The 21,746-nt window shown below is 72.4% G+C and carries 15 protein-coding genes; 11 read left to right on the top strand and 4 right to left on the bottom strand.

Annotated elements, in window-relative coordinates:
- The first annotated feature begins 102 nt into the window (after positions 1-102).
- Positions 103-2,502 carry a Tex family protein gene (locus ACFTZC_RS21305; RefSeq protein ID WP_382891949.1) on the top strand — a complete coding sequence of 800 codons (2,400 nt, stop codon included), beginning with the start codon at positions 103-105 and terminating at the stop codon, positions 2,500-2,502.
- Between the two features lie 104 nt (positions 2,503-2,606).
- Here ACFTZC_RS21305 and ACFTZC_RS21310 read toward each other — a convergent pair whose 3' ends face one another.
- Positions 2,607-4,244 (bottom strand): ABC-F family ATP-binding cassette domain-containing protein, encoded by a 1,638-nt coding sequence (locus ACFTZC_RS21310; protein WP_382891951.1) that lies wholly within the window; start codon positions 4,242-4,244, stop codon positions 2,607-2,609.
- A 207-nt stretch (positions 4,245-4,451) separates the two neighbouring features.
- Between ACFTZC_RS21310 and ACFTZC_RS21315 the strand changes: the two genes are divergently transcribed.
- Positions 4,452-5,414 (top strand): FAD-dependent oxidoreductase, encoded by a 963-nt coding sequence (locus ACFTZC_RS21315; RefSeq protein WP_382891953.1) that lies wholly within the window; start codon positions 4,452-4,454, stop codon positions 5,412-5,414.
- Positions 5,415-5,525: 111 nt separating this feature from the next.
- Here the strand turns inward: ACFTZC_RS21315 and ACFTZC_RS21320 are convergent, their stop codons facing one another.
- Positions 5,526-6,860 (bottom strand): M14 family metallocarboxypeptidase, encoded by a 1,335-nt coding sequence (locus tag ACFTZC_RS21320; RefSeq protein ID WP_382891955.1) that lies wholly within the window; start codon positions 6,858-6,860, stop codon positions 5,526-5,528.
- A 14-nt stretch (positions 6,861-6,874) separates the two neighbouring features.
- The gene (locus ACFTZC_RS21325; RefSeq protein ID WP_382891957.1) at positions 6,875-8,902 is read right to left on the bottom strand and encodes a Xaa-Pro dipeptidyl-peptidase; all 2,028 of its coding nucleotides are present in this window, start codon (positions 8,900-8,902) and stop codon (positions 6,875-6,877) included.
- Between the two features lie 262 nt (positions 8,903-9,164).
- Between ACFTZC_RS21325 and ACFTZC_RS21330 the strand changes: the two genes are divergently transcribed.
- On the top strand, positions 9,165-10,205 hold the full coding sequence (locus tag ACFTZC_RS21330; RefSeq protein ID WP_382891959.1) for a LacI family DNA-binding transcriptional regulator: 1,041 nt from the start codon (positions 9,165-9,167) through the stop codon (positions 10,203-10,205).
- Positions 10,206-10,287: 82 nt separating this feature from the next.
- Here the strand turns inward: ACFTZC_RS21330 and ACFTZC_RS21335 are convergent, their stop codons facing one another.
- Positions 10,288-12,546, bottom strand: coding sequence for a glycosyl hydrolase (locus tag ACFTZC_RS21335; RefSeq protein ID WP_382891961.1), 2,259 nt, complete (start codon positions 12,544-12,546; stop codon positions 10,288-10,290).
- 341 nt (positions 12,547-12,887) lie between these two features.
- On the opposite strand from ACFTZC_RS21335, the gene ACFTZC_RS21340 reads away from it, so the two are divergent.
- The 8 genes from ACFTZC_RS21340 to ACFTZC_RS21375 all read left to right on the top strand — a co-directional run bounded on the left by ACFTZC_RS21340 (position 12,888) and on the right by ACFTZC_RS21375 (position 21,733).
- On the top strand, positions 12,888-14,192 hold the full coding sequence (locus ACFTZC_RS21340) for an ABC transporter substrate-binding protein (RefSeq protein ID WP_382891962.1): 1,305 nt from the start codon (positions 12,888-12,890) through the stop codon (positions 14,190-14,192).
- A 134-nt stretch (positions 14,193-14,326) separates the two neighbouring features.
- The gene (locus ACFTZC_RS21345; RefSeq protein ID WP_382891964.1) at positions 14,327-15,295 is read left to right on the top strand and encodes a carbohydrate ABC transporter permease; all 969 of its coding nucleotides are present in this window, start codon (positions 14,327-14,329) and stop codon (positions 15,293-15,295) included.
- A complete protein-coding gene (locus ACFTZC_RS21350) occupies positions 15,292-16,203 on the top strand; it encodes a carbohydrate ABC transporter permease (RefSeq protein ID WP_382891966.1) in 912 nt (303 codons plus the stop codon). The genes ACFTZC_RS21345 and ACFTZC_RS21350 overlap by 4 nt, the downstream gene beginning before the upstream one ends.
- A 162-nt stretch (positions 16,204-16,365) precedes the next feature.
- Positions 16,366-17,763, top strand: coding sequence for a GH1 family beta-glucosidase (locus ACFTZC_RS21355; RefSeq protein WP_382891968.1), 1,398 nt, complete (start codon positions 16,366-16,368; stop codon positions 17,761-17,763).
- Positions 17,764-18,074: 311 nt separating this feature from the next.
- Positions 18,075-19,448 (top strand): MFS transporter, encoded by a 1,374-nt coding sequence (locus tag ACFTZC_RS21360; RefSeq protein WP_382891970.1) that lies wholly within the window; start codon positions 18,075-18,077, stop codon positions 19,446-19,448.
- A gap of 103 nt (positions 19,449-19,551) precedes the next feature.
- Positions 19,552-20,022, top strand: a complete 471-nt coding sequence (gene aroQ, locus ACFTZC_RS21365; RefSeq protein WP_382891972.1) for a type II 3-dehydroquinate dehydratase — start codon at positions 19,552-19,554, stop codon at positions 20,020-20,022.
- Positions 20,019-20,936, top strand: coding sequence for a shikimate dehydrogenase (locus tag ACFTZC_RS21370; protein ID WP_382891974.1), 918 nt, complete (start codon positions 20,019-20,021; stop codon positions 20,934-20,936). Before aroQ ends, ACFTZC_RS21370 begins: the two co-directional genes overlap by 4 nt.
- A 137-nt stretch (positions 20,937-21,073) precedes the next feature.
- Positions 21,074-21,733, top strand: coding sequence for a TetR/AcrR family transcriptional regulator (locus ACFTZC_RS21375; RefSeq protein WP_382891976.1), 660 nt, complete (start codon positions 21,074-21,076; stop codon positions 21,731-21,733).
- Positions 21,734-21,746: the final 13 nt, after the last annotated feature.

The raw sequence follows: 21,746 nt of genomic DNA on the forward strand, positions 1-21,746 counted from the left end.
ATATCGCGCCCGCCGCCGTACTCGCCACCCGGTCCTGCCCGCCGATGTCGGTGCCACCTGCCACAATGCAGGCGCCGGACCCCAGAACAGCGGAGCGTGATCGTGACGACGTCCATCGAAGGCAGGATCGCCGAGGAAATCGGCGTACGCGAGCGGCAGGTGAAAGCAGCCGTCGAGCTGCTCGACGGCGGATCGACGGTGCCGTTCATCGCGCGGTACCGCAAGGAGGCCACCGAATCGCTCGACGACGCGCAGCTCCGCACCCTGGAGGAGCGGCTGCGCTACCTGCGGGAGCTGGAGGAGCGGCGGACCACGATCCTGGAGTCCGTTCGGGAGCAGGGCAAGCTGGACGACGCCCTGGAGGCGCGGATCAGGGCCGCGGACACCAAGGCACGGCTGGAGGACATCTATCTGCCCTTCAAGCCCAAGCGGCGGACGAAGGCGCAGATCGCCCGCGAGGCCGGTCTCGAACCGCTGGCCGAGGGCCTGCTGAGCGACCCGTCGGTGGAGCCGCTCGCCGCCGCCACCGCGTTCGTCGACGCGGACAAGGGTGTCGCGGACCCGGCCGCCGCGCTGGAGGGCGCGCGCGCCATCCTCACGGAACGGTTCTCCGAGGACGCGGATCTCATCGGGGAGCTGCGCGAGCGGATGTGGACCCGCGGCCGGCTCGCGGCGCGGGTACGGGACGGCAAGGAGGAGGCGGGCGCCAAGTTCGCGGACTACTTCGACTTCGCCGAGTCCTTCACGCAGCTGCCCTCGCACCGCGTGCTCGCGATGCTCCGCGGCGAGAAGGAGGATGTCCTCGATCTGGTCCTGGAGCCCGAGGAGCCCTCGGAGCTGCCGGGCCCGACCCTGTACGAGAACATGATCGCGCGGCGCTTCTCCATCGCGGACCGGGGCCGCCCCGGCGACAAGTGGCTCGGGGACACGGTCCGGTGGGCCTGGCGCACCCGGGTGCTGGTGCATCTCGGCATCGATCTGCGGCTGCGGCTGCGGACGGCGGCCGAGGACGAGTCGGTGCGGGTCTTCGCGGCGAACCTCCGGGACCTGCTGCTGGCCGCGCCGGCCGGGACGCGCGCCACTCTGGGGCTCGACCCCGGGTTCCGTACGGGCGTGAAGGTCGCCGTGGTCGACGCGACGGGCAAGGTCGTCGCCACCGACACGATCTACCCGCACGTTCCCGCGAACAAGTGGGACGAGTCCCTGGCGAAGCTGGCGCGGCTGGCCGAGCTCCACTCGGTCGACCTGATCGCCATCGGCAACGGCACGGCGTCCCGGGAGACCGACAAGCTGGCCGGCGAGCTGTGTGCCGCGCACCCGGAGCTGAAGCTCACGAAGGTGATGGTCTCGGAGGCGGGCGCCTCGGTGTACTCCGCGTCCGCGTTCGCCTCGCAGGAGCTGCCGGACCTCGACGTGTCGATCCGCGGCGCGGTCTCGATCGCGCGGCGTCTCCAGGATCCGCTGGCGGAGCTGGTGAAGATCGACCCCAAGTCGATCGGCGTCGGCCAGTACCAGCACGACCTGTCGGAGGTGAAGCTCTCCCGCTCGCTCGACGCGGTGGTGGAGGACTGTGTGAACGGGGTGGGGGTGGACGTCAACACCGCGTCGGCGCCGCTGCTCTCCCGGGTGTCGGGCATCGGCGCCGGGCTCGCCGAGAACATCGTCGCGCACCGCGACGCGAACGGGCCCTTCCGGTCCCGGCGGGCGCTCAAGGACGTGGCCCGGCTCGGCCCGAAGGCGTACGAGCAGTGCGCGGGCTTCCTCCGTATCCTCGGCGGCGACGACCCGCTGGACGCGTCGAGCGTCCACCCCGAGGCGTACCCGGTGGTGCGGTCCATGGTGAAGGCGACGGGCGGCGAGGTCGCCTCCCTGATCGGGAACGGTGCGGCGCTGCGGTCGCTGCGGCCCGCGGACTTCGTGAACGACTCCTTCGGGCTGCCGACCGTGACGGACATCCTGCGCGAGCTGGAGAAGCCGGGGCGGGACCCGCGGCCGGCGTTCCGCACGGCCACGTTCAAGGAGGGCGTCGAGAAGCTGGGCGACCTGGTGCCGGACATGGTGCTGGAGGGTGTGGTGACGAATGTCGCGGCGTTCGGCGCGTTCGTGGACATCGGGGTGCATCAGGACGGGCTGGTCCATGTGTCCGCGATGTCGCGGAACTTCGTCAAGGACCCGCGTGAGGTGGTGAAGCCGGGCGACGTGGTCCGGGTCAAGGTGATGGACGTCGACATCCCGCGGAAGCGGATCTCCCTGACGCTGCGCCTGGACGACGAGGCGGGCGCCGCGAAGCCGGAGCGGGACCGGTCGGGGGGTGGTGGCCGGCCGCCGCAGCAGCGGGGGGCCGGCCGGGGTGAGCGCGGTGGCCGGGGCGGCGGCGGGCGGAGCGGTGGCGGGCGCCAGGCCTCGTCACCGCCGCCGGCGAACAGCGCGATGGCCGACGCCCTGCGGCGGGCCGGGCTGACGGACCCGAAGGGCGGCGGCGGGAGCGGCCGGCGGGGCTGACACATGAGACGGGGTGCCGGGGCGAGCTCCCGGCACCCTGCCCCGGAGGCCTGTGGTCCGGGACCCTCGCCCGGATCGGCCGGGCGGGTCCGGGGCGAAAGACCTCAGATTTCCGTGACGCGGCCCGCCGCCACGTCGAGACGGCGGGTCGTGCGGACCGCGTTCAGCATTCTGCGGTCGTGCGTCACCAGCAGGAGGGTGCCGTCGTAGGAGTCGAGCGCCGACTCCAGCTGTTCGATCGCGGGCAGGTCCAGGTGGTTCGTCGGCTCGTCCAGGACGAGGAGGTTCACGCCCCGGCCCTGGAGGAGCGCGAGGGCCGCGCGGGTGCGTTCGCCCGGGGAGAGGGTGGTCGCGGGGCGGAGCAGATGGTCCGACTTGAGGCCGAACTTGGCGAGGAGCGTACGGATCTCGGCGGGCTCGGTATCGGGGACGGCCGGGCGGAAGGCGTCCAGCAGGGTCCCCGGGCCGTGGAAGAGGGCGCGGGCCTGGTCGACCTCGCCGACGAGCACACCGGAGCCGAGGGTGGCGTGCCCCGTGTCCAGCGGGAGCCGGCCGAGGAGCGCGGCGAGCAGGGTGGACTTGCCGCTGCCGTTGGCGCCGGTGATGGCGACGCGGTCGGCGCGGTCGATCTGGAGCGTGACGGGGCCGAAGTGGAAGCCGCCACGGGTGACTTCGGCGCCGTTCAGGGTCGCGACGACCGCGCCGGAGCGGTCCGCGGAGGCGATCTCCATCCGCAGTTCCCACTCCTTGCGCGGCTCCTCGACCACGTCGAGGCGTTCGATCATCCGCTGTGTCTGGCGCGCCTTGGCGGCCTGCTTCTCGGTGGACTCCGTACGGAGGTTGCGGCCGATCTTGTCATTGTCGGTCGCCTTGCGCCGGGCGTTCTTGACGCCCTTCTCCATCCAGGAGCGCTGGGTGTGGGCCCGGGTCTCCAGGGCCGCCTTCTTGTCCGCGAACTCCTCGTACTCCTCGCGGGCGTGGCGCCGGGCCCGCTCGCGCTCCTCCAGATACGCGTCGTAGCCGCCGCCGAAGAGAGTGATCTTCTGCTGGGCCAGGTCGAGTTCGAGGACCTTGGTGACCGTACGGACGAGGAATTCGCGGTCGTGGCTGACGACGACCGTGCCGGCGCGCAGTCCGGAGACGAACTTCTCCAGGCGTTCGAGACCGTCGAGGTCCAGGTCGTTGGTCGGTTCGTCCAGCAGGAAGACGTCGTACCGGGAGAGCAGCAGGGAGGCGAGGCTCGCGCGCGCCGCCTGGCCGCCGGAGAGGCTGGTCATGGGCTGGTCGAGTCCGACGGTCAGCCCGAGCGAGGCCGCGGTCTCCTCGGCGCGCTCGTCGAGGTCGGCGCCGCCGAGGCCGAGCCAGCGCTCCAGACCTGCGGCGTAGGCGTCGTCGGCGCCCGGCGCACCGTCGACGAGCGCCTGGGTGGCCTCGTCCAGGGCGGTCTGCGCGGCGGTGACGCCGGTCCTGCGGCCCAGGAAGTCCCGTACGGTCTCCCCGGCGCGGCGCTCCGGCTCCTGCGGGAGGTGGCCGACGGCGGCGGTGGGCGGCGAGAGGCGCAGCGCCCCGTCCTCGGGTGTGTCGAGTCCGGCGAGCAGCCGGAGCAGGGTGGACTTCCCCGCGCCGTTGGCGCCCACGAGCCCGATCACGTCGCCGGGCGCGACGACGAGGTCGAGTCCGGAGAAGAGCGAGCGGTCGCCGTGTCCCGCGGCGAGGTCCTTGGCTACAAGTGTGGCAGTCATCAGAGCGTCCGATCGTAGCGGAGTGCCGGTCGCGGCAGGCCCGCCGGAGCGGCGCGTCCGGGGCCGTCCACATCCGTCCGCGGCCGTTGTCGGGGGAGGTCCGTCCCGCGGGTGAGGGCAGGAGAGCAGGGTCTCCTCCGCAACGCGGGGGCGTCCAGCGGATATTGAGGGGCGGAGGGCGCTCCTCCGGACTTATAGGGTCGGTGCATGAGCGGCGGAACGTGCGATGTGATCGTGGTCGGTGGTGGGGTCATCGGGCTGACGACGGCGGTGGTGCTGGCGGAGAGCGGACGGCGGGTGGGGCTGTGGACGCGCGATCCGGTGGCCAGGACCACGTCGGCGGTGGCGGGGGCGCTCATCTGGCCTTACCGCATCGAGCCGGCCCGGCAGGTCGGTCCCTGGCTGGAGCTGTCGCTGGAGCGGTACGAACGGCTCGCGGCGGACGCGGAGCGGACCGGGGTACGGATCGTCCCCGGTCTGATGGCGCACACCCGGATCGAGGGGCTGGGGAGCTGGGCCTCCCGGGTGCGGGGGCTGCGTGAGGCGCGCCCCGGTGAACTGCCCGAGGGGGTCGGCCAGGGGCTGCGGGCCGAGGTTCCGCTGATCGACATGCCGGTCTATCTGCGGTATCTGAAGGCGCGGCTGCGGGCCGCGGGCGGCGTGGTCGAGCGGCGCTCCGTCACGGGTTTCGGCGAGCCGGCCGCCGTGGCGCCCGCCGTGGTGGACTGCACGGGGCTGGGCGCCCGGGAGCTGGTGCCGGACGTGTCGGTCCATCCGGTGCGCGGGCAGGTGGTGGTCGTGGAGAACCCGGGCGTCGAGGAGTGGTTCGTGGGGGCGCTGCCCGGCGCGCACGAGATGACGTACGTGATGCCGCAGCCGTACGGGGTGCTGCTCGGCGGAACGGCGACCGAGGGCTCCTGGGATCTGGGCCCCGACCAGGAGGAGGCGGACGCGATCGTGGCGCTCTGCGCGCGGGTGGTGCCCGCGCTGGCGGGCGCGCGGGTGCTGGAGCACCGGGTGGGGCTGCGGCCGGCCCGCCCCCGGGTGCGGCTGGAGGCCGTACCGCTGCCCGGCGGTGGGCGGCTGGTGCACAACTACGGGCACGGCGGCGCAGGTGTCACCGTGGCCTGGGGGTGCGCCGAGGAGGCCGCGCGGCTGGCCGTCGGCTGAGCACACCCCCGGGCGGCCGGGGTCCGGGGCGGCCGGGCCGGGCGGCGGGCCGGGGGGGTGCGTCGGGTCCGCCGCCCGGCTCCGGAAGCTCCCGGCTCCCGGCTCCCGGGGTCAGCAGGCGGCGGGGGTGGCCGCGGTCAGGTGGTAGTCGGCCCGCTCGTCGAGGAGCAGCGCCGCCAGCGCCCGTCGGGACTGGCGCAGCGGTACGAACGCGCCCTTCCCCACCGGGACGGAGACCACGCCGTGCAGGGCGAGTTCGTCCTTGACCTCCGCGTACTGCGCGGCGTCGAGCCGGTAGCCGCAGGGCGGGTCCTGGATGATCCGGTCGGGGGCCGCGGGGTCGTTGTCGGCGCCGCCGAGATAGACCGGTCCCCGGTCGTTCAGTCCGGCCAGCCGGGCGGCGGCGGTGGCCACCGCGATCCGGGTCCGGCGCTCGTCGGTGAAGGTGAACAGGCCGCCCAGGGAGTCGAGCTGGCTGGTCACCCGGCGCCGGTGGTTGAGGGACGGGTCGGCCTTCTCGGCGTCGGTCAGCGCGTTGACGCGGCTCTCGATGAGCAGGCCGACGGAGTGCTTGACGCCCGCCGCGTTGCGCAGGATGCGTTCCTGGCCGTCTCCCGCGGTCTGCCGGATGGGATCGCCGGTCACCGGGTCGGTCCAGATGCCGTACGTGCCGATGGAGTGGCCCGCGGCCGTGGCCGCGGGGCGTACGTACCGCTCGGACAGGCTCCGCGACGCGTCGTGCACGCCGGGGGCGGTGTTGAGGTTGCGGGGCCAGAGATCGAAGAGGTCCTTGTCGTAGTAGGGCGGGGTGGCGCCGTACTCGTGGAGGTCGTAGATGATGTCCGGGCCCCGGTCGCGGATGACGGCGGCCATGGCGCGGGCCTCGGCGGTGGTGAGTTCGATGTGGTCGCGGTTGATGTCGACGCCGTCGGAGTTGCCGCGGGTGTCGGCGGCGCGGCCGTCCGGGTTGGCGGTGGGCACGACCAGGACGCTCGTACGGTCCAGGAAGCGCCGCGTCGCGCGGTCTTCCGCGTAGGCGAGGTCACGGACGGTGGAGAGGCACGCCTCGCGCCCCGACGGTTCGTTGCCGTGCTGGCTGCACACCAGCAGGACGGTGACGGGGGCGCGCCGGGCGCCGAGTTCGACGAGCTGGAGCGGGCGGCCCTGCCGGGTGGTGCCGATGGTGCGGAGGGAGGCGCGGTCGCCGCCCCGGACGACGGCGGAGAGGAACTCCTGCTCCTGCGGCTGACTCGTCCAGTCGGCGCCGTCGCTGGTCTCGAAGCCCGTACGGGGCGCGTCGGACGCGACCGACGAGGCCGTGCCCGGGGCCGGTCCGGCGGCCGGGGGCGCGGCGTGCGCGGGAACCATGGCGGTCGGCAGGACAAGGGCCACCGAGCACGCGGCCAAGGCCAGGGCGCGCACTCCGGCCTTCAGGGCCGGCTTCATTTCCGTCGTCGTCCTCATCGGATGCGGTCTCCCGGGATCGGCGGGGTCGGGCGGGGCTCGGTCACGCCGGCGGTGAGGGGCTTGCCGGGCGCGGCGTGCGGGGGCACGGCACCGGTGGTGGCGCGGGCGAACGCCTGGGCGCCGCCGACGAACGGGACGTGCGCGGCCGTGCGGGCCAGGTCGAGGGCGAGCGTGGGGGTGGTGGACGGCGGTTCGATGAGCCCCTGGTCCGTACCGGCGACGATCAGCGCGAGCCGGTGCCCGGCGGGGACGACATGGTCGGTCGCGGCGAGTTCGAGGGTGATCGTGTACGGCGTGCCGGGGGTGAGCGGACGGCCCTGGTCCGGCGACGCGTAGGTGCCCAGATCGGCCCAGCCGCGGCTGACGATGTTGTACTCCACGTCCGCGGTACGGGCCGCGGTCTCCCGGTAGCAGGAGCTGTCGGCCGTGGTGCTCGGGCCCCAGCAGGTGCGTTCGGTGAGGGTGGTGATGCCCTCGCCGGAGGCGCCGTAGTCCCGGATGGTGTCGGGGCCGAGATCGACCAGGACCGCGGAGAGATGGGCGGTCGGGGTGGACGGGGTGGCCGTGACGGTCACCCGGGAGGAGCCGGACAGCCGCAGGTCCTGGCCGAGGGCCCGGGTGACGAAGCCGGTCTTGGCGGGGGTGGACCGGTCGATGTCGGCGGCCCAGTCGTACTCGCCGAGGCTCCGGTCGTCGGTGAAGGTCTCGGTGGAGCCGGGCGCGGCGGGCGTACGGCCGAGCGTGCCGACGCCGGGCAGTGCGCCGCTCGCCGGGCGCAGGGTCGTGGCGGCGGTGGTACGCGGGGGCCAGACCCGGTCGGTGGTCCACCGGTCAGGGGCGCGTTCGATGTCCGCCATGGGCTCGCGGTCGATGCCGTTCTCGTAACCGAGGAGGTAGTGGTCGAACCAGCGGTGCAGGGTGGTGACCCAGGTGGCGCGGCGGAAGTCGAACGGGTCGACGTGGCCGGTCTGGGAGAGCCAGATCTTGCGCTCCACACCGGCGACGGCGAGCGCGTCCCACCACTGGCCGAGGTGCTTCGTACGGACGTTGAGGTCCTGCATGCCGTGGACGGCGAAGACACTGGCCTTCACCTTGGCCGCGTTCCGCACGTAGTCGCGCTCGGTCCACAGCGGGGTCCGGTCGCCGCTGCGCGGGGCGCCGTCGACCAGCCGCTGCTGGACCGCCTGGCAGCGGGCGCGGGCCTCGGGGCTCTCCACGTAGTCCGAGAGCCAGGCCGGGCTCGAACCGTTGAGGGGCGCGCCCTGCGCGAAGTAGTAGTCGTACCAGGAGGAGATGGCGGCGATCGGGACGATCGTCCTGAGTCCCTCGACGCCGGTGGCGGCCACGGCGTTGGCGATGGTGCCGTCGTAGCTCTTGCCGATCATGCCGGTGGCGCCGGTGGTCCACCCCGCCCGGACGGGGTCGGTGCCGGTGCGGCTGCCGTAGGCGCGGGCACGGCCGTTCAGCCAGTCGACGACGGCCTTGGCGGACTGGACGTCGGAGCGCCCGCCGGTGTCCACACAGCCGTCGGAGCGGTTGGTGCCGGCCAGGTCGACGGCGACGAAGGCGTAGCCCCGCGGGACGAAGTAGTTGTCGTAATGCAAGGGGAAGCCGGCCGGGTCTCCGTTCGCGTCGTAGGTCTTGCGCTGGCTCTCGTTGCCCCGTCCGCAGCAGGAGTAGTAGGGGCTCGCGTCCATGATCACGGGGATCTTGCGGCCCTGGAGGGCCGGCTCACGGGGGCGGACGATGTCGACGGCGACGCGGTCGGCCTCGCCGTTCTCGTCGGCGTCGAGGCCGGTGTCGACCCAGACGGACTCCCTGACCGCGTCCTCGTACGAGTAGACCGGCCGGCTCTCCTCGACCCGCTCGGCGCTCACGCCGGGCGGGGTGCCCGGCCCGGCGCCCTGGGCCAGGGACGGGGTGAGCAGGACCCCGAACAGCGCGACGGAGGCCGCCGCGGCGAGCACGCGGCGCGACCTTCGTCCGTACGACCTGCGGGCACCCCGCGACCGGATCTCCATGGGGCGGAAGCTACCCCGGTCAACTCCCGTTCAAAAGAGGGCAGTCCTGGGATCGGGGAGACATCAGGAGGACACCGGAGGCGGGACCGGGGGGAATGCCGAGGAAGGTCGGGGGAACGTCAGGGGCCGCGGGCGCATGGGAGCGCTCTCAGCGGCCATGGTCAGCGGCTAGTCTGGTGGTCCGTCCGGCCGCCGCGCCGCGCCCCCGCGCGGGCGCCGCTGCCGCGCGGTCCGCCGTAGCCACCGACGAGGAGCGCACGTCGTGTCCGAGCCGCCCCCTGGGGCACGCCCCACTCTGGAAGCCGTCGCGGCGCGCGCCGGTGTCTCCCGGGCCACGGCCTCCCGGGTCGTCAACGGCGGCGCGGGGGTACGCAGGCCGCTGGTCGACAAGGTGCGGCGGGCCGTCGACGAGCTGGGGTACGTCCCGAACCACGCGGCCCGTTCCCTGGTCACCCGGCGCACCGGCGCGGTCGCGGTGATCATCGCGGAGCCGGAGATCCGGATCTTCTCCGATCCGTTCTTCTCCCAGCAGATCCGCGGGATCAGCAAGGAGCTGACCGCGCACGACACCCAGTTGGTGCTCCTTCTGCTGGAGGGGCCCGGCGACTACGACCGGATCGCGCGCTATCTGGCGGGCGGCCATGTCGACGGCGCGCTCGCCTTCTCCCTGCACACCGACGACCCGATACCGGCGATCACCCGGCGGGCCGGGATCCCGACGGTGTACGGGGGCCGGCCGGGCTGGACGTCGGCCGCGGACCAGCAGGCTGTGCCGTACGTGGACGCCGACAACCGCGGCGGCGCCCGGGAGGCCGTGCGCTATCTGCGGGAGCTGGGGCGGCGGCGGATCGCGCACATCGCGGGGCCGCTCGACCAGACCTCGGCCATGGACCGGCTCGACGGCTACCGGGACGTGCTGATGGACGAGGATCCGGCGCTGCTCGCGGAGGGCGCGTTCACCGAGGAGAGCGGGGCGCGGGCGATGGCGGAGCTGCTGGACCGCCGCCCCGACCTGGACGCGGTGTTCGCCGCGAACGACCTGATGGCGGCGGGCGCGCTCAGGGTGCTGAAGGAGCGGGGCCGTTCGGTGCCCGGCGATGTGGCGGTGGTGGGTTTCGACGACATGGACGCGGTGGTGGGGACCACGGACCCGGCGCTGACGACCGTGCAGCAGGACATCGACGGGCAGGGGCGGCTGATGGCACGGCTGCTGCTGCGCGGGCTCGACCGGGACAGGGAGGGCTCCACCGCGCCCGCCTCGGTGATCACACCGACCACACTGGTGCGGCGGGACTCGGCCTGAGCCGTGCCCCGCCGCACCGTTGGATCCCGCACCGGTGGATCCCGGTCCGGTGGATCCCGGTCCGGAAGGTCCGCTGTCTCGTCTATCTCGTCGCGGTGGACCGGGCCGGTACGTCGAGTGTCGTACCGTCCGAGAAGGTGACGGTGGTGGCGGTGGCGCCGAAGTTGTGCGCCGCGTAGACCCGTACCCCGTTCCTGCTGAAGACGGCTGAGGTGGGCAGGGAGCCGGTCACCGTCACGTCGGGGGCGCCCAGCGCGTCCAGTGTGGCGATCCAGTGGTAGGTGTGGGCCCTGGACTCGCCGGCCTCCGGTGTGTAGGCCGCGCCGCCCGCGTCCCACTTGGCCTTGGCTGCCGCCGGGTCGGCGAGCGCCTCGAACTCCCAGAGGATGTCCCGCCATTCGACGGCGGGGCCGCCGTTCTCCCGCTCCATCTCGGCGAGATTGCGCCTGATGGCGTCCTTCTCGCGGGCCAGGTGGAGCGAACCACCGGTGACGGGGAGGACGTTGATGCCGTGGATCTCCTCGGGGTTGGCGGTCCACCAGGTGGAGTACGCGGCACCGCTCCCCCAGACCATGCCGACGGTGTCATGGCCGTACGAGGACGGGAAGACCTCCTGGTCGGCGTCGAACCAGTACTGGGCGATCGCCTCGGACTCGGTGGCCAGCAGATAGCCTCCCAGGTCGCGCAGTCGGGTGTCGCCGGTGGCGGAGCCCCACAGCACCAGTGCGGCGCTGAGGTTGGTGGACTCCGAGGACGATTCCTGGTTGTTGCCCGCGGCGAAACCCTGGTGTCCGGAGGCCCAGCTGTGGCCCGCGTACACGTCGAAGCCGCGCAGGAAGGGGAAGTCGGCGTCGGTGCGGCTGGGGTTGGCCGCGTCGCGCACCAGCGTCTTCACCATCGAGCCCCAGTTGGAGTCGGCGGCCCACGCCTGGTCGTACTGGGCGACGATCGCCGCGGCGTAGACGTAGTAGCTGTAGTGGAAGTGGTGGTCGTTCAGTTCGGTGTCACTGCCGTAGGAGGCCGGGTAGCCGATGAGTGTCTTCCACTGCTTGTCGTAGCTGAACTCGCTCGCGCCGCCCGCCGTGAACCACTCCTCCAGCCTGCCCTTGAGCAGTCCGAGCAGCTTGTCCCGCGTCGCGCCCTCGCCGATCTGGTCGGCCACGGGGACCAGTTGGGCGAGGCGGCCCAGCGCCTTGCCGGTCCAGTACGTGTCGGTCGCGCCGGAGAACGGATCGGCGGCGTTCGCCGCCTCGTCCAGATACCCCTTGAGCCGCGCCCGGTCCACACCGCCGGCCGCGGGCAGCGCGGGCAGCACCCCGGATCCCTGCTGGCTCGTGGTGAAGGAGGTGGCCTCGCGGACCTTCATCGTGCCGCGCGGTGAGACGTAGGTGTACGGGGTGAGCGCGTCGGTGGTGTGCAGCCACTGGTGCCGGTAGAGGGCCTGGAGGGTGCCGGTCTCGGTGCCCTCCTGTGGCTGGGTGGTGAGCCGGTAGGTCGCCCTGACCGTACCGGCGTCGGTGCTCCAGCTCACCTCGGAGCCGGTGACGAAGCTGTACGCGTACTTCCGGTACGTCGCGAGCGCGTCGGTGGAGGGCAGGACGGCGACGGAGAAGTAGTCCTTGGCGCCGAGCCCCGCGGTGACCGTGGAGCCGGACACCGACCAGTCGCTGCCGGTGGGCGCGAACAGGGCGTAGTGGTGGCCCGCGACGGTGATGCCGAGGACGTTGCCGTCGTCGGCGAAGACGGTGGGCGCGCCGGCGGTGGTGATCCGCGCGTCGCCGCCGGAGCCCTTGGCGTAGACGAAGGGCAGCCCGTGGCCGATGGTGGTCCGCAGGGTGCGGGCGCCGTCGGACCAGTAGGGCGTGACCGTCCAGTCGGACCAGGAGTCGGCCTTGGTGTCGGGCGAGTTGAGCCCGGTCAGGCCCAGGGTGAGATCGGCCTTGTGGGCGTACTCGTACTGGCGGCCCTCGCCGACGATCGCCGGGGTGGTCGGGTAGCCGACCTCCAGTCCGCCCGAGGTCGCCTGGTAGGTGAGGGGGTGGCCGTACATCGGCGTGGAGTACGGGTTGTCGCCGTACCGCTGGAACGCCAGGGAGGACCACCAGTCGTTGGTGGGCACCGGCTCGTTCCGGGCGGCCTCGGTCACCTTCGGGGTGACGGGGGTGCCGGTGTTGGTGGTGGGGCCGGACGTGCCGGGTGGCCGGGTGTCCGAGTAACTTCCCGCTCCGACCGGGATGTTGGCGGCCACGGCCGGGGAGGCGGCGGGACCGAGGCCGAGCGCGGCCAGGGTGCTGACCAGGACCAGCGCGGCGGCTGGTCTGGCACGGGAGGAGACGGGCATGTACGGCACCTCGCGGGGGAGTTGTGGGGGTCTGTGGGGGCTGTGGGGATCGCGCGGGGAGACACGCGGTAGGGGGTGGCCGCCGGGGCGGCCGGGCTGCCGGGAGCACCCACGGTGGCCGCCGGGGCGGCCGAGAGAGCGCTCTCAGATCCCAGGCAACGTAAAACTCCTGAAACAGAAGTGTCAATACGTCGGACACGGAGGCGAGTTACCGCTCAAGGGCATCTGTTATGCGTTCGAGTCTTGACGGGGTGGGGCGCTCCGGGGCACGCTCCACCCCAGATTCTGAGAGCGCTCTCAATCGGCTCTCGTGTGTACTCCGAAGCCAAGGGAGGCTTCTCATGCCCATCGCCCGAGCCGCCAGCAGGGCCGCGGTCCGTCTCGGTGCGGTCGTGCTCTCCGGGGCACTGCTCGTCGCCTGCGGGTCCGGTTCCTCAGGGGGAACCTCCGACAGCGCGGGAGGCAAGGTCACGCTGACCGTCGACCTCTTCGGATCGTTCGGCTACCAGGAGGCCGGGCTCTACGCGGAGTACCAGAAGCTCCACCCGGACATCACGATCAAGCAGAGCGACACCCAGGAGGAGCCCGACTACTGGAAGTCGCTCCAGACCCGGCTGGCCGGCGGGGGCGGTCTCGCCGACGTGCAGGGCGTGGAGGTCGGGCGGATCGCCTCGGTCACCCAGCAGCAGTCCGACAAGTTCGAAGACTTGAAGCAGTACGGCGCGGACACGCTCAAGGACCAGTTCGCCGAGGCCAAGTGGTCGGCGGCGACGACCCAGGACGGCCGGATCCTGGGGCTCGGCACCGATGTCGGGCCCGAGGCGATGTGCTACCGCACGGATCTGTTCAAGAAGGCGGGGCTGCCGACCGACCGCGCCGAGCTGGCGCAGAAGTGGTCCACCTGGGAGGGGTACCTCGACCTGGGCAAGCAGTACATGGCCAAGGCGCCCGCGAAGAGCGCCTGGCTGGACAGTGTGGGCAGCCTCTACTCGATCATGATCGGCCAGGAGAAGGAGCGGTACTACGACGCCTCCGGCAAGCTGGTCTACGAGCAGAACCCGGCGGTGAAGACCGCGTGGGACACCTCGGTCGAGGCCGCGGGCGCCGGGCTGAGCGCCAAGCTCGACCAGTGGTCACCGCAGTGGAACCAGGCGTTCGCGGCGGGCTCGTTCGCCACCATTCCGTGCCCGGCGTGGATGCTCAGCTACATCAAGGGCCAGGCGGGGGACGGCGGTTCGGGCAAGTGGGACATCGCCAAGCTGCCCGGCGGGGCCGGCAACTGGGGCGGCTCGTACCTCTCCGTACCGCGCGCGGCCGAGCACAAGAAGGAGGCGTACGAGCTGATCAAGTGGCTCACCGCGCCCGAGCAGCAGGCCAAGCTCTTCCGTGACCAGGGCCTCTTCCCGTCGTCCACCGGCGCCATCGCACAGGTCGCCGACGCGAAGGACCCGTACTTCTCGGACGCCCCGATCGGCCAGATCTTCGGTGACGCCGCCAAGGCCGCGCCCGTACAGGTCCTCGGCGTCCACGACGCCAATGTCGCCCAGCAGATCACCAACGCGCTGAGCGAGGTGGAACGCAAGGGCACCCCGTCCGCGAAGGCGTGGTCGACGGTGAAGAAGGGCGTCGACAACGTCATCGGCTGACACGGCCCCCGGCCGGTCCCGGCCCCGCACCGACCGGGGCCAGGACCGGCCGGGACCGCTTCCCTCCTGGCTCCGGGCACTCTTCCCTCCCCGACTCCGGCACGCTTCTCTCCTCCGCTTGCGAAGGCCGATCCATGACCCTCACCGCCACCGCGAAGGCGGCGCCCCCGCCCGCGCCGGGGCCCCCGGCGTCCCGGGTGTCCGCCGTCCGCCGCTCCTGGCGCGCGTTCTCGCCGTACGCCTATCTCGCCCCGTTCTTCACGCTGTTCGCCGCCTTCGGGCTCTTCCCGCTGCTCTACACGGCGTATGTCTCGCTCTACCGGGTGGAGTTGCAGACGCCGGGCGACATGGAGTGGCGCGGCCTCGGCAACTACACGGCGATCTTCACCGACGCCTACTTCTGGACCGCGCTGCGCAACACCTTCACCATCGGCGTGCTCTCCACCGTGCCGCAACTGGTGATGGCGCTGGGGCTGGCCCACATCCTCAACTACAAGCTGCGCGGCCGCACTTTCATCCGTACGGCGATGCTGCTGCCCTACGCGACCTCGGTCGCCGCCGCGACCCTGGTCTTCGCCCAGCTCTTCGGCCGCGACTTCGGTCTGGTCAACTACGTGCTGGGGCTGGTCGGCATCTCGCCGGTGGACTGGCAGACCGGTACCGTCGCCTCGCAGATCGCCGTGTCGACCATCGTGATCTGGCGCTGGACCGGATACAACGCGCTGATCTACCTGGCGGGCATGCAGTCCATCCCGAACGAGCTGTACGAGGCCGCCGAGGTCGACGGCGCGTCGCGCTGGCGGCAGTTCCTCCACGTCACGCTGCCCGGGCTGCGCCCGACGATCGTCTTCACCGTCGTCGTCTCGACCATCGGCGCCACCCAGCTCTTCGGTGAGCCCCTGCTCTTCGAGGGGTCCATCTCGGGCGGCATCTCCCACCAGTACCAGACGCTCGGTCTCTACCTGTACGAGCAGGGCTGGGGCTTCTTCCACCTGGGGCGGGCCGCCGCGATCGCCTGGGTGATGTTCCTGGTCATCCTGGTCCTCGTCGGGGTCAACACCCTGCTCGCGCACCGCCGTTCGCGTAAGGAGGCCGGCCGATGACCACACTCACCGCGCCGCCGACCCCGCCGTCCCCGCCCGTCGGGGAGGAGCGGCGGCCGGCGCCCGCCCGGCGCCGGCGCCGCGCCGGACGCACGATGCACGGCGGCAAGCTCTCGTACGCGATCCTGGCCGTCGGGCTGCTCTTCTCCGCGTTCCCGTTCTACTGGACGATCGTCGCGGCCAGCCGCTCCAACGCCGATCTGGCGAAGGTGCCGCCGACCCTGCTGCCGGGGCCGCACCTCATCGACAACTTCCAGGCGGTGCTGGAGGAGGCCGACATCGGCCTGGCGCTCCTCAACTCGCTGATCGTCTCGGGATCGATCACGGTGGGGACGGTGCTGTGCTGCACCCTGGCCGGCTTCGCCTTCGCCAAGCTGCGCTTCCGCGGGCGCGGCGCGCTGCTCGCCGTCACCGTCGGCACGATGATGATCCCGCCGCAGCTCGGGGTGATCCCGTTGTTCATGCTGATCGCGGAGCTCCAGTGGGTCAACCAGCTCCAGGCCGTCATCCTGCCCGGGCTCGTCTCCGCGTTCGGTGTGTTCTTCATGCGGCAGTACCTGGTGCAGTCCCTGCCCGACGAACTCATCGAAGCCGCCCGGGTCGACGGCGCCTCCACCGCGCGCATCTTCTGGTCGATCGTCGTGCCGATCGCCCGGCCGGGGATGGCGGTACTCGGGATGCTGACCTTCATGGCCGCGTGGAACGACTTCTTCTGGCCGATCATCGCGCTCTCCTCGCAGAACCCGACCGTCCAGGTGGCCCTGCGCCAGCTCGGCGGCGGCTATGTGCACGACCAGTCCGTGATCATGGCGGGCACCCTGCTCGGCACCCTGCCGGTGCTGCTGGTCTTCGGCCTGCTGGGCCGGCAGATCGTCGGCGGCATCATGCAGGGCGCCGTCAAGGGCTGAGCCCGGGGCGCCCGGGCCGGGACCCTGGCCAGGGCGCCCCGGGCCCGGACCCCGGGCCCGCGCACGGGGCGCCCAGGTCCGGGCCCCCGCACGCCGTCCCCCCACCACCCGCACCACCCCTACCCTCACTGTTCCGTCGCTCACTCACGGGAGCCCCTCTTCATGACCGCTGTCGACGCTCACCCCCAGACCGCCGTGACGGCCCGCTTCCCCGCCGGCTTCCGGTGGGGTACGGCCACCGCCGCGTACCAGATCGAGGGCGCCGCCGCCGAGGACGGCCGTACCCCGTCCATCTGGGACACCTTCAGCCGCACGCCCGGCCGGGTACGCAACGGCGACACCGGTGACATCGCCGCCGACCACTACCACCGGATGGAGGAGGACGTCGCCCTCCTCAAGGAGCTGGGCGTCACCGACTACCGCTTCTCGGTGTCCTGGTCGCGCGTCCAGCCCACGGGGCGCGGCCCTGCCGTACAGCGCGGCCTCGACTTCTACCGGCGGCTGACCGACGCGCTGCTGGCGGCGGACATCCGGCCCGTCGCCACGCTCTACCACTGGGACCTGCCGCAGGAGCTGGAGGACGCGGGCGGCTGGCCGCAGCGGGACACGGCGGGGCGGTTCGCCGAGTACGCGCACCTCGTCGGCGAGGCCCTCGGCGACCGGGTGGCCACCTGGACCACCCTCAACGAGCCCTGGTGCGCGGCCTTCCTCGGCTACGCCTCCGGGGTGCACGCCCCCGGCCGTACGGACCCGGCCGCCGCGCTGCGCGCCGCCCACCACTTCAATCTGGCCCACGGCCTGGCCACCCGGGCGCTGCGCGACACGACACCGCGCGGAACCGAGATCTCGCTGACGCTCAACCTGCACGCCCTGCGGCCGCTCACCGACACACCGGCCGACCTCGACGCGGTGCGCAGGATCGACGCCGTGGGGAACCGGATCTTCCTCGATCCGGTCTTCCGCGGGCGGCTGCCGGAGGATCTGGTATCCGACACGGCCGCTCTGACGGACTGGTCGTTCGTCCGGGACGGCGACCTGGAGACCGCCGCGGCGCCCATCGACTCGCTGGGGATCAACTACTACTCCCCCACCGTCGTCGCCGCGGGCTCCTCGGAGACGCCCTCGCCGTGGCCGGGCGCCGAGGGCCGGGTGCGCTTCGTACCGGCCCCCGGGCCGCGTACGGCCATGGACTGGCCGGTCGACGCGGACGGGCTGTACGAACTGCTCACCCGGCTCCGCGACGAGCTGCCCGGCACGCCGCTGATGGTCACCGAGAACGGGGCGGCGTACGACGACTACGCGGACCCCTCCGGCGCGGTCCACGACCCCGAGCGCGTGGCCTACCTCCACTCCCACCTCGACGCCGTCCACCGGGCGATCACGGACGGCGCGCAGGTCCGCGGCTACTTCCTCTGGTCGCTGCTGGACAACTTCGAGTGGGCGTACGGCTACAGCAAGCGGTTCGGCGTCGTCCATGTCGACTTCGCGACGCAGCGCCGTACGGTCAAGGACAGCGCGCGCTGGTACGCACAGGTCATCGGGCGCGGCGGCCTCGGCTGAGGCTTCCCGCCGCTCCTTCCCCACCCCCCATGGCGCTCACCCCCCGGATCTCCCCGTCCGGGGGGTGAGCGCGTTTCCGGGGCCGGTCCAGGGCGACGAGAAGTTTCCGCGCGGTGTCTTGACAGTTTCGTACGCCGGTCCCAGGATCCTCGGCAACGTAATTAACTACCTAGTGCGTTAATTAACGCGCGACGGACCCGGCGAACCGGCCTGCCGTCATCCCCGCCATCCCCGTCATCCCCGTCCCCTCTCGGCCGCTGTCATCCCCGTCCCCCCCTGCCGCTGTCATCCCCTCCCCCAGAGGAGCACGCGTGTCCGCTCACTCGCTCGACGCCTCGAAACCGTCCCCCGCGCCGCAGGGCAAGCCCCGGAAGGCGGCCGTGGCCGCCTGGGTCGGCAGCGCGCTGGAGTACTACGACTTCTTCATCTACGGCAGCGCCGCGGCCCTGATCTTCCCCCGGGTCTTCTTCAACCCGGACCATCCCGCGACCGCGACCCTGATCTCCCTCGGCACCTTCGGGGTGGCGTACGCGACCCGGCCGATCGGCGCGTTCTTCCTGGGGCACATCGGCGACCGGCTGGGCCGGCGCCGGGTCATGGTGCTGACCCTCGTCCTGATGGGCATCTCCACGTTCCTGATCGGGTGTCTGCCCACGTACGACCAGATCGGGGCCGCCGCGCCGGTCCTGCTGGTCCTGATGCGCATGCTCCAGGGGATCTCGGCCGCGGGCGAGCAGGCCGGTGCCAGCTCGATGACGCTGGAACACGCGCCGGAGCACCGGCGCGGCTACTACTCCAGCTTCACCCTCAACGGGACGCAGGCCGGTCAGATCCTCGCCACCCTGGTCTTCATCCCGGTCGCCGCGCTCCCCGACGACCAGCTCTACACCTGGGGGTGGCGGATCCCCTTCCTGCTCAGCGCGCTCGTCGCGGTGGGCGGCTATCTGATCCGGCGCAACCTGGAGGAGACCCCCGTCTTCCAGCAGGAGTCCGCGCGCCGGGCCCCGGCCGGGCTGCCGCTCGTCCATCTGCTGCGCGACCACTGGGCCGATGTGCTGCGCGTCGTCGCGGCGGCCACCATCGCGACCGTCTCCACCATCTTCACCGTCTGGGCGCTGTCGTACGCCACCAGCGACGCGGTCGGCATGGACAAGACAGCGATGCTGTGGGTCGGTGTCGCCGCCAACGCCGTGGCCCTGCTCGCCATCCCGCTGTGGGCGAGGCTCTCGGACCGGATCGGCCGCAAGCCGGTCTTCCTGATCGGTTCGCTCGGCTCCGGGGTGATGATCTTCGTCTATCTGTGGGCGATCTCCACCGGCTCCTACCCGCTGGTGCTCCTCGCCGGCATCGGCTTCTTCGGTGTGGTCTACAGCGCGGCGAACGGCATCTGGCCCTCCCTGTACGGGGAGATGTTCTCCACCCGGGTCCGGCTCTCCGGCATGGCGATCGGTACGCAGATCGGCTTCGCCGTCGCCGGGTTCGCGGTGAGCTTCGCGGCACAGATCGCGGGACCCGACGGGGACGACTGGGTCGGTGTGGCGATCTTCACGGCCGCCTTCTGCGTGCTCAGCTCGCTCGCGGTGGTGACCGGCCGGGAGACGTTCAAGGTACCCACGACGGAACTCGGCGCCCGGCCGGACGCGTCCGGCGCGCGCTCGCCGGCCACGGAGTCGGTCTCGGCCTGAGGACCTTCCCTGCCCCGCCTCACCCTGGTTCTGCCCCGCCTCACCTCACCCTGGTCCCGTCCCGCCCCGCCCGGACTCGTCCGGCCCGACCGAAATGATCACGATGCCGAACCCGTCCGACCGGACCGCGGAGAACTCCGTACTCGTCCTCAACGGCCCCAATCTCAATCTGCTCGGCCTGCGGGAGCCGGCGGTGTACGGCACCGACACGCTCGCCGACATCGAGGCGCTCTGCCACACCACCGCGGCCCCGCTCGGCCTGCGGGTCGACTTCCGGCAGAGCAACCACGAGGGCGTCCTCATCGACGCCGTGCAGGAGGCACGCACCGCGCACCGCGGCATCGTGATCAACCCGGCCGGCTACAGCCACACCTCGGTGGCGCTGCGCGACGCGCTCGCCGCCGTGGACCTCCCGGTCGTGGAGGTGCACCTGTCCAACATCCACCGGCGCGAGGCGTTCCGGCACCACTCGTACGTCTCGGCCGTCGCCGACACCGTCATCTGCGGGGCCGGGGCGCACGGTTACGCGCTGGGCCTCGCGCAGCTGGCCCGGCTGGTGGGGGTGCCCCGATGATGCCTGCACCGCCGATGCCGTCCACGCCGCCCGAGCCGCGGTCCTCGTACCTCACCGGGCTGATCGGCGCGGGCATCGGCCCGTCGCTCAGTCCCGCGCTGCACGAACGGGAGGCGGACCGGCACGGGCTGCGCCTGCTCTACCGCACCATCGACATCGACGAGCTGGGGGTCGGTCCCGAGGCGGTCGGCCAACTGCTGCGGGCGGCACGGGCACTGGGCTTCGACGGGCTCAACATCACCCACCCCTGCAAGCAGTTGGTGATCGAGCACCTGGACGAGGTGGAGCCGGCCGCGGCGGCGCTCGGCGCGGTCAACACCGTGGTCCTCCGCGACGGCCGGACGATCGGCCACAACACGGACGCCACCGGGTTCGCCCGGTCCTTCGCCCGGGGCCTGCCGGGGGTGGCCATCCGGCATGTCGTCCAGCTCGGCGCGGGCGGGGCGGGCGCCGCCGTCGCGCACGCGCTGCTCACGCTCGGCGTGGACCGGCTCTCCCTCGCGGACACCGACCCGGTGCGGGCCACCGCGCTCTCCGACGCGCTGAACAGCCGCTTCGGCGCCGGGCGGGCGAGTGCCGTCGCGATGGAGCGGCTCGCGGCGCGGCTCGCCGACGCCGACGGGCTCGTCCACGCCACCCCCACCGGCATGGCCGGGCATCCGGGGCTGCCGCTGCCCGCCGGGCTGCTCCGGCCCGGACTGTGGGTGGCCGAGGTCGTCTACCGGCCGCTCGACACCGAACTGCTGCGGCTGGCCCGGGAGATCGGCTGCCCGACGCTGGACGGCGGCGCCATGGCCGTCTTCCAGGCGGCGGACGCCTTCCGGCTCTTCACGGGACGGGAGCCGCACACGGAGCGGATGCTCGCCGATCTCGCCGACCTCGTCGGCGCTCCCGCGGCACAGCGCACCGCGTGAGCCCACCGCGCGCGCCCCGTCCGGGGCGGGCGGACGGGTGCGGTGGCGGCCGGGCGGGGCAGGGGCGTCTCGATAGACTGGGACGCCCGGCGCACCGTGCCCGACCCGGGCCCGACGCCGACGCCACGAGGAGCCGTATGGCAGCCGCTGTCCCCCCGCCGCCCCCGCCCGCCACACGGACCCGGGACGCGGCGCGGACCCGCGAGGAGATCCTCGACGCGGCGACACGGGAGTTCGCCCGGGTCGGCTTCGCGGGTGCCCGGGTGGACGAGATCGCCGCGCACATCCACACCACCAAGCGGATGATCTACTACTACTTCGGCAGCAAGGAGCAGCTCTTCACCACCGTCCTGGAGCGGGCGTACGGGGTGATCCGCGCGATCGAGCAGCACATCGACGTCGAGCATCTCGACCCGGAGTCCGCGATCAGGCGGCTCGCCGAGGTCACCTTCGACCACCACGAGGCGCACCCGGACTTCATCCGGCTGGTCAGCATCGAGAACATCCACGAGGCCGAGCACATCAAGGCCTCGGCCACGCTCGGCTCGCTCAACTCCCCGGCCATCGACGTCATCCGCCGGATCCTGGAGGAGGGCAGGGCGAAGGGCGTCTTCACCGCCGAGGTCGACGCCCTCGACCTGCACGCGATGATCAGCTCGTTCTGCTTCTTCCGGGTCTCCAACCGGCACACCTTCGGCACCCTCTTCGGCCGTGACCTCACCGCCCCGGACCGCCGCGAGCACTACCGCACCATGCTGGGCGACATGGTCATCGCCTACCTGACGGCGGACGCCTGACAGCAGACGCCCA

Source organism: Streptomyces sp. NPDC056987 (genome assembly GCF_042673865.1).
GTDB lineage: Bacteria > Actinomycetota > Actinomycetes > Streptomycetales > Streptomycetaceae > Streptomyces.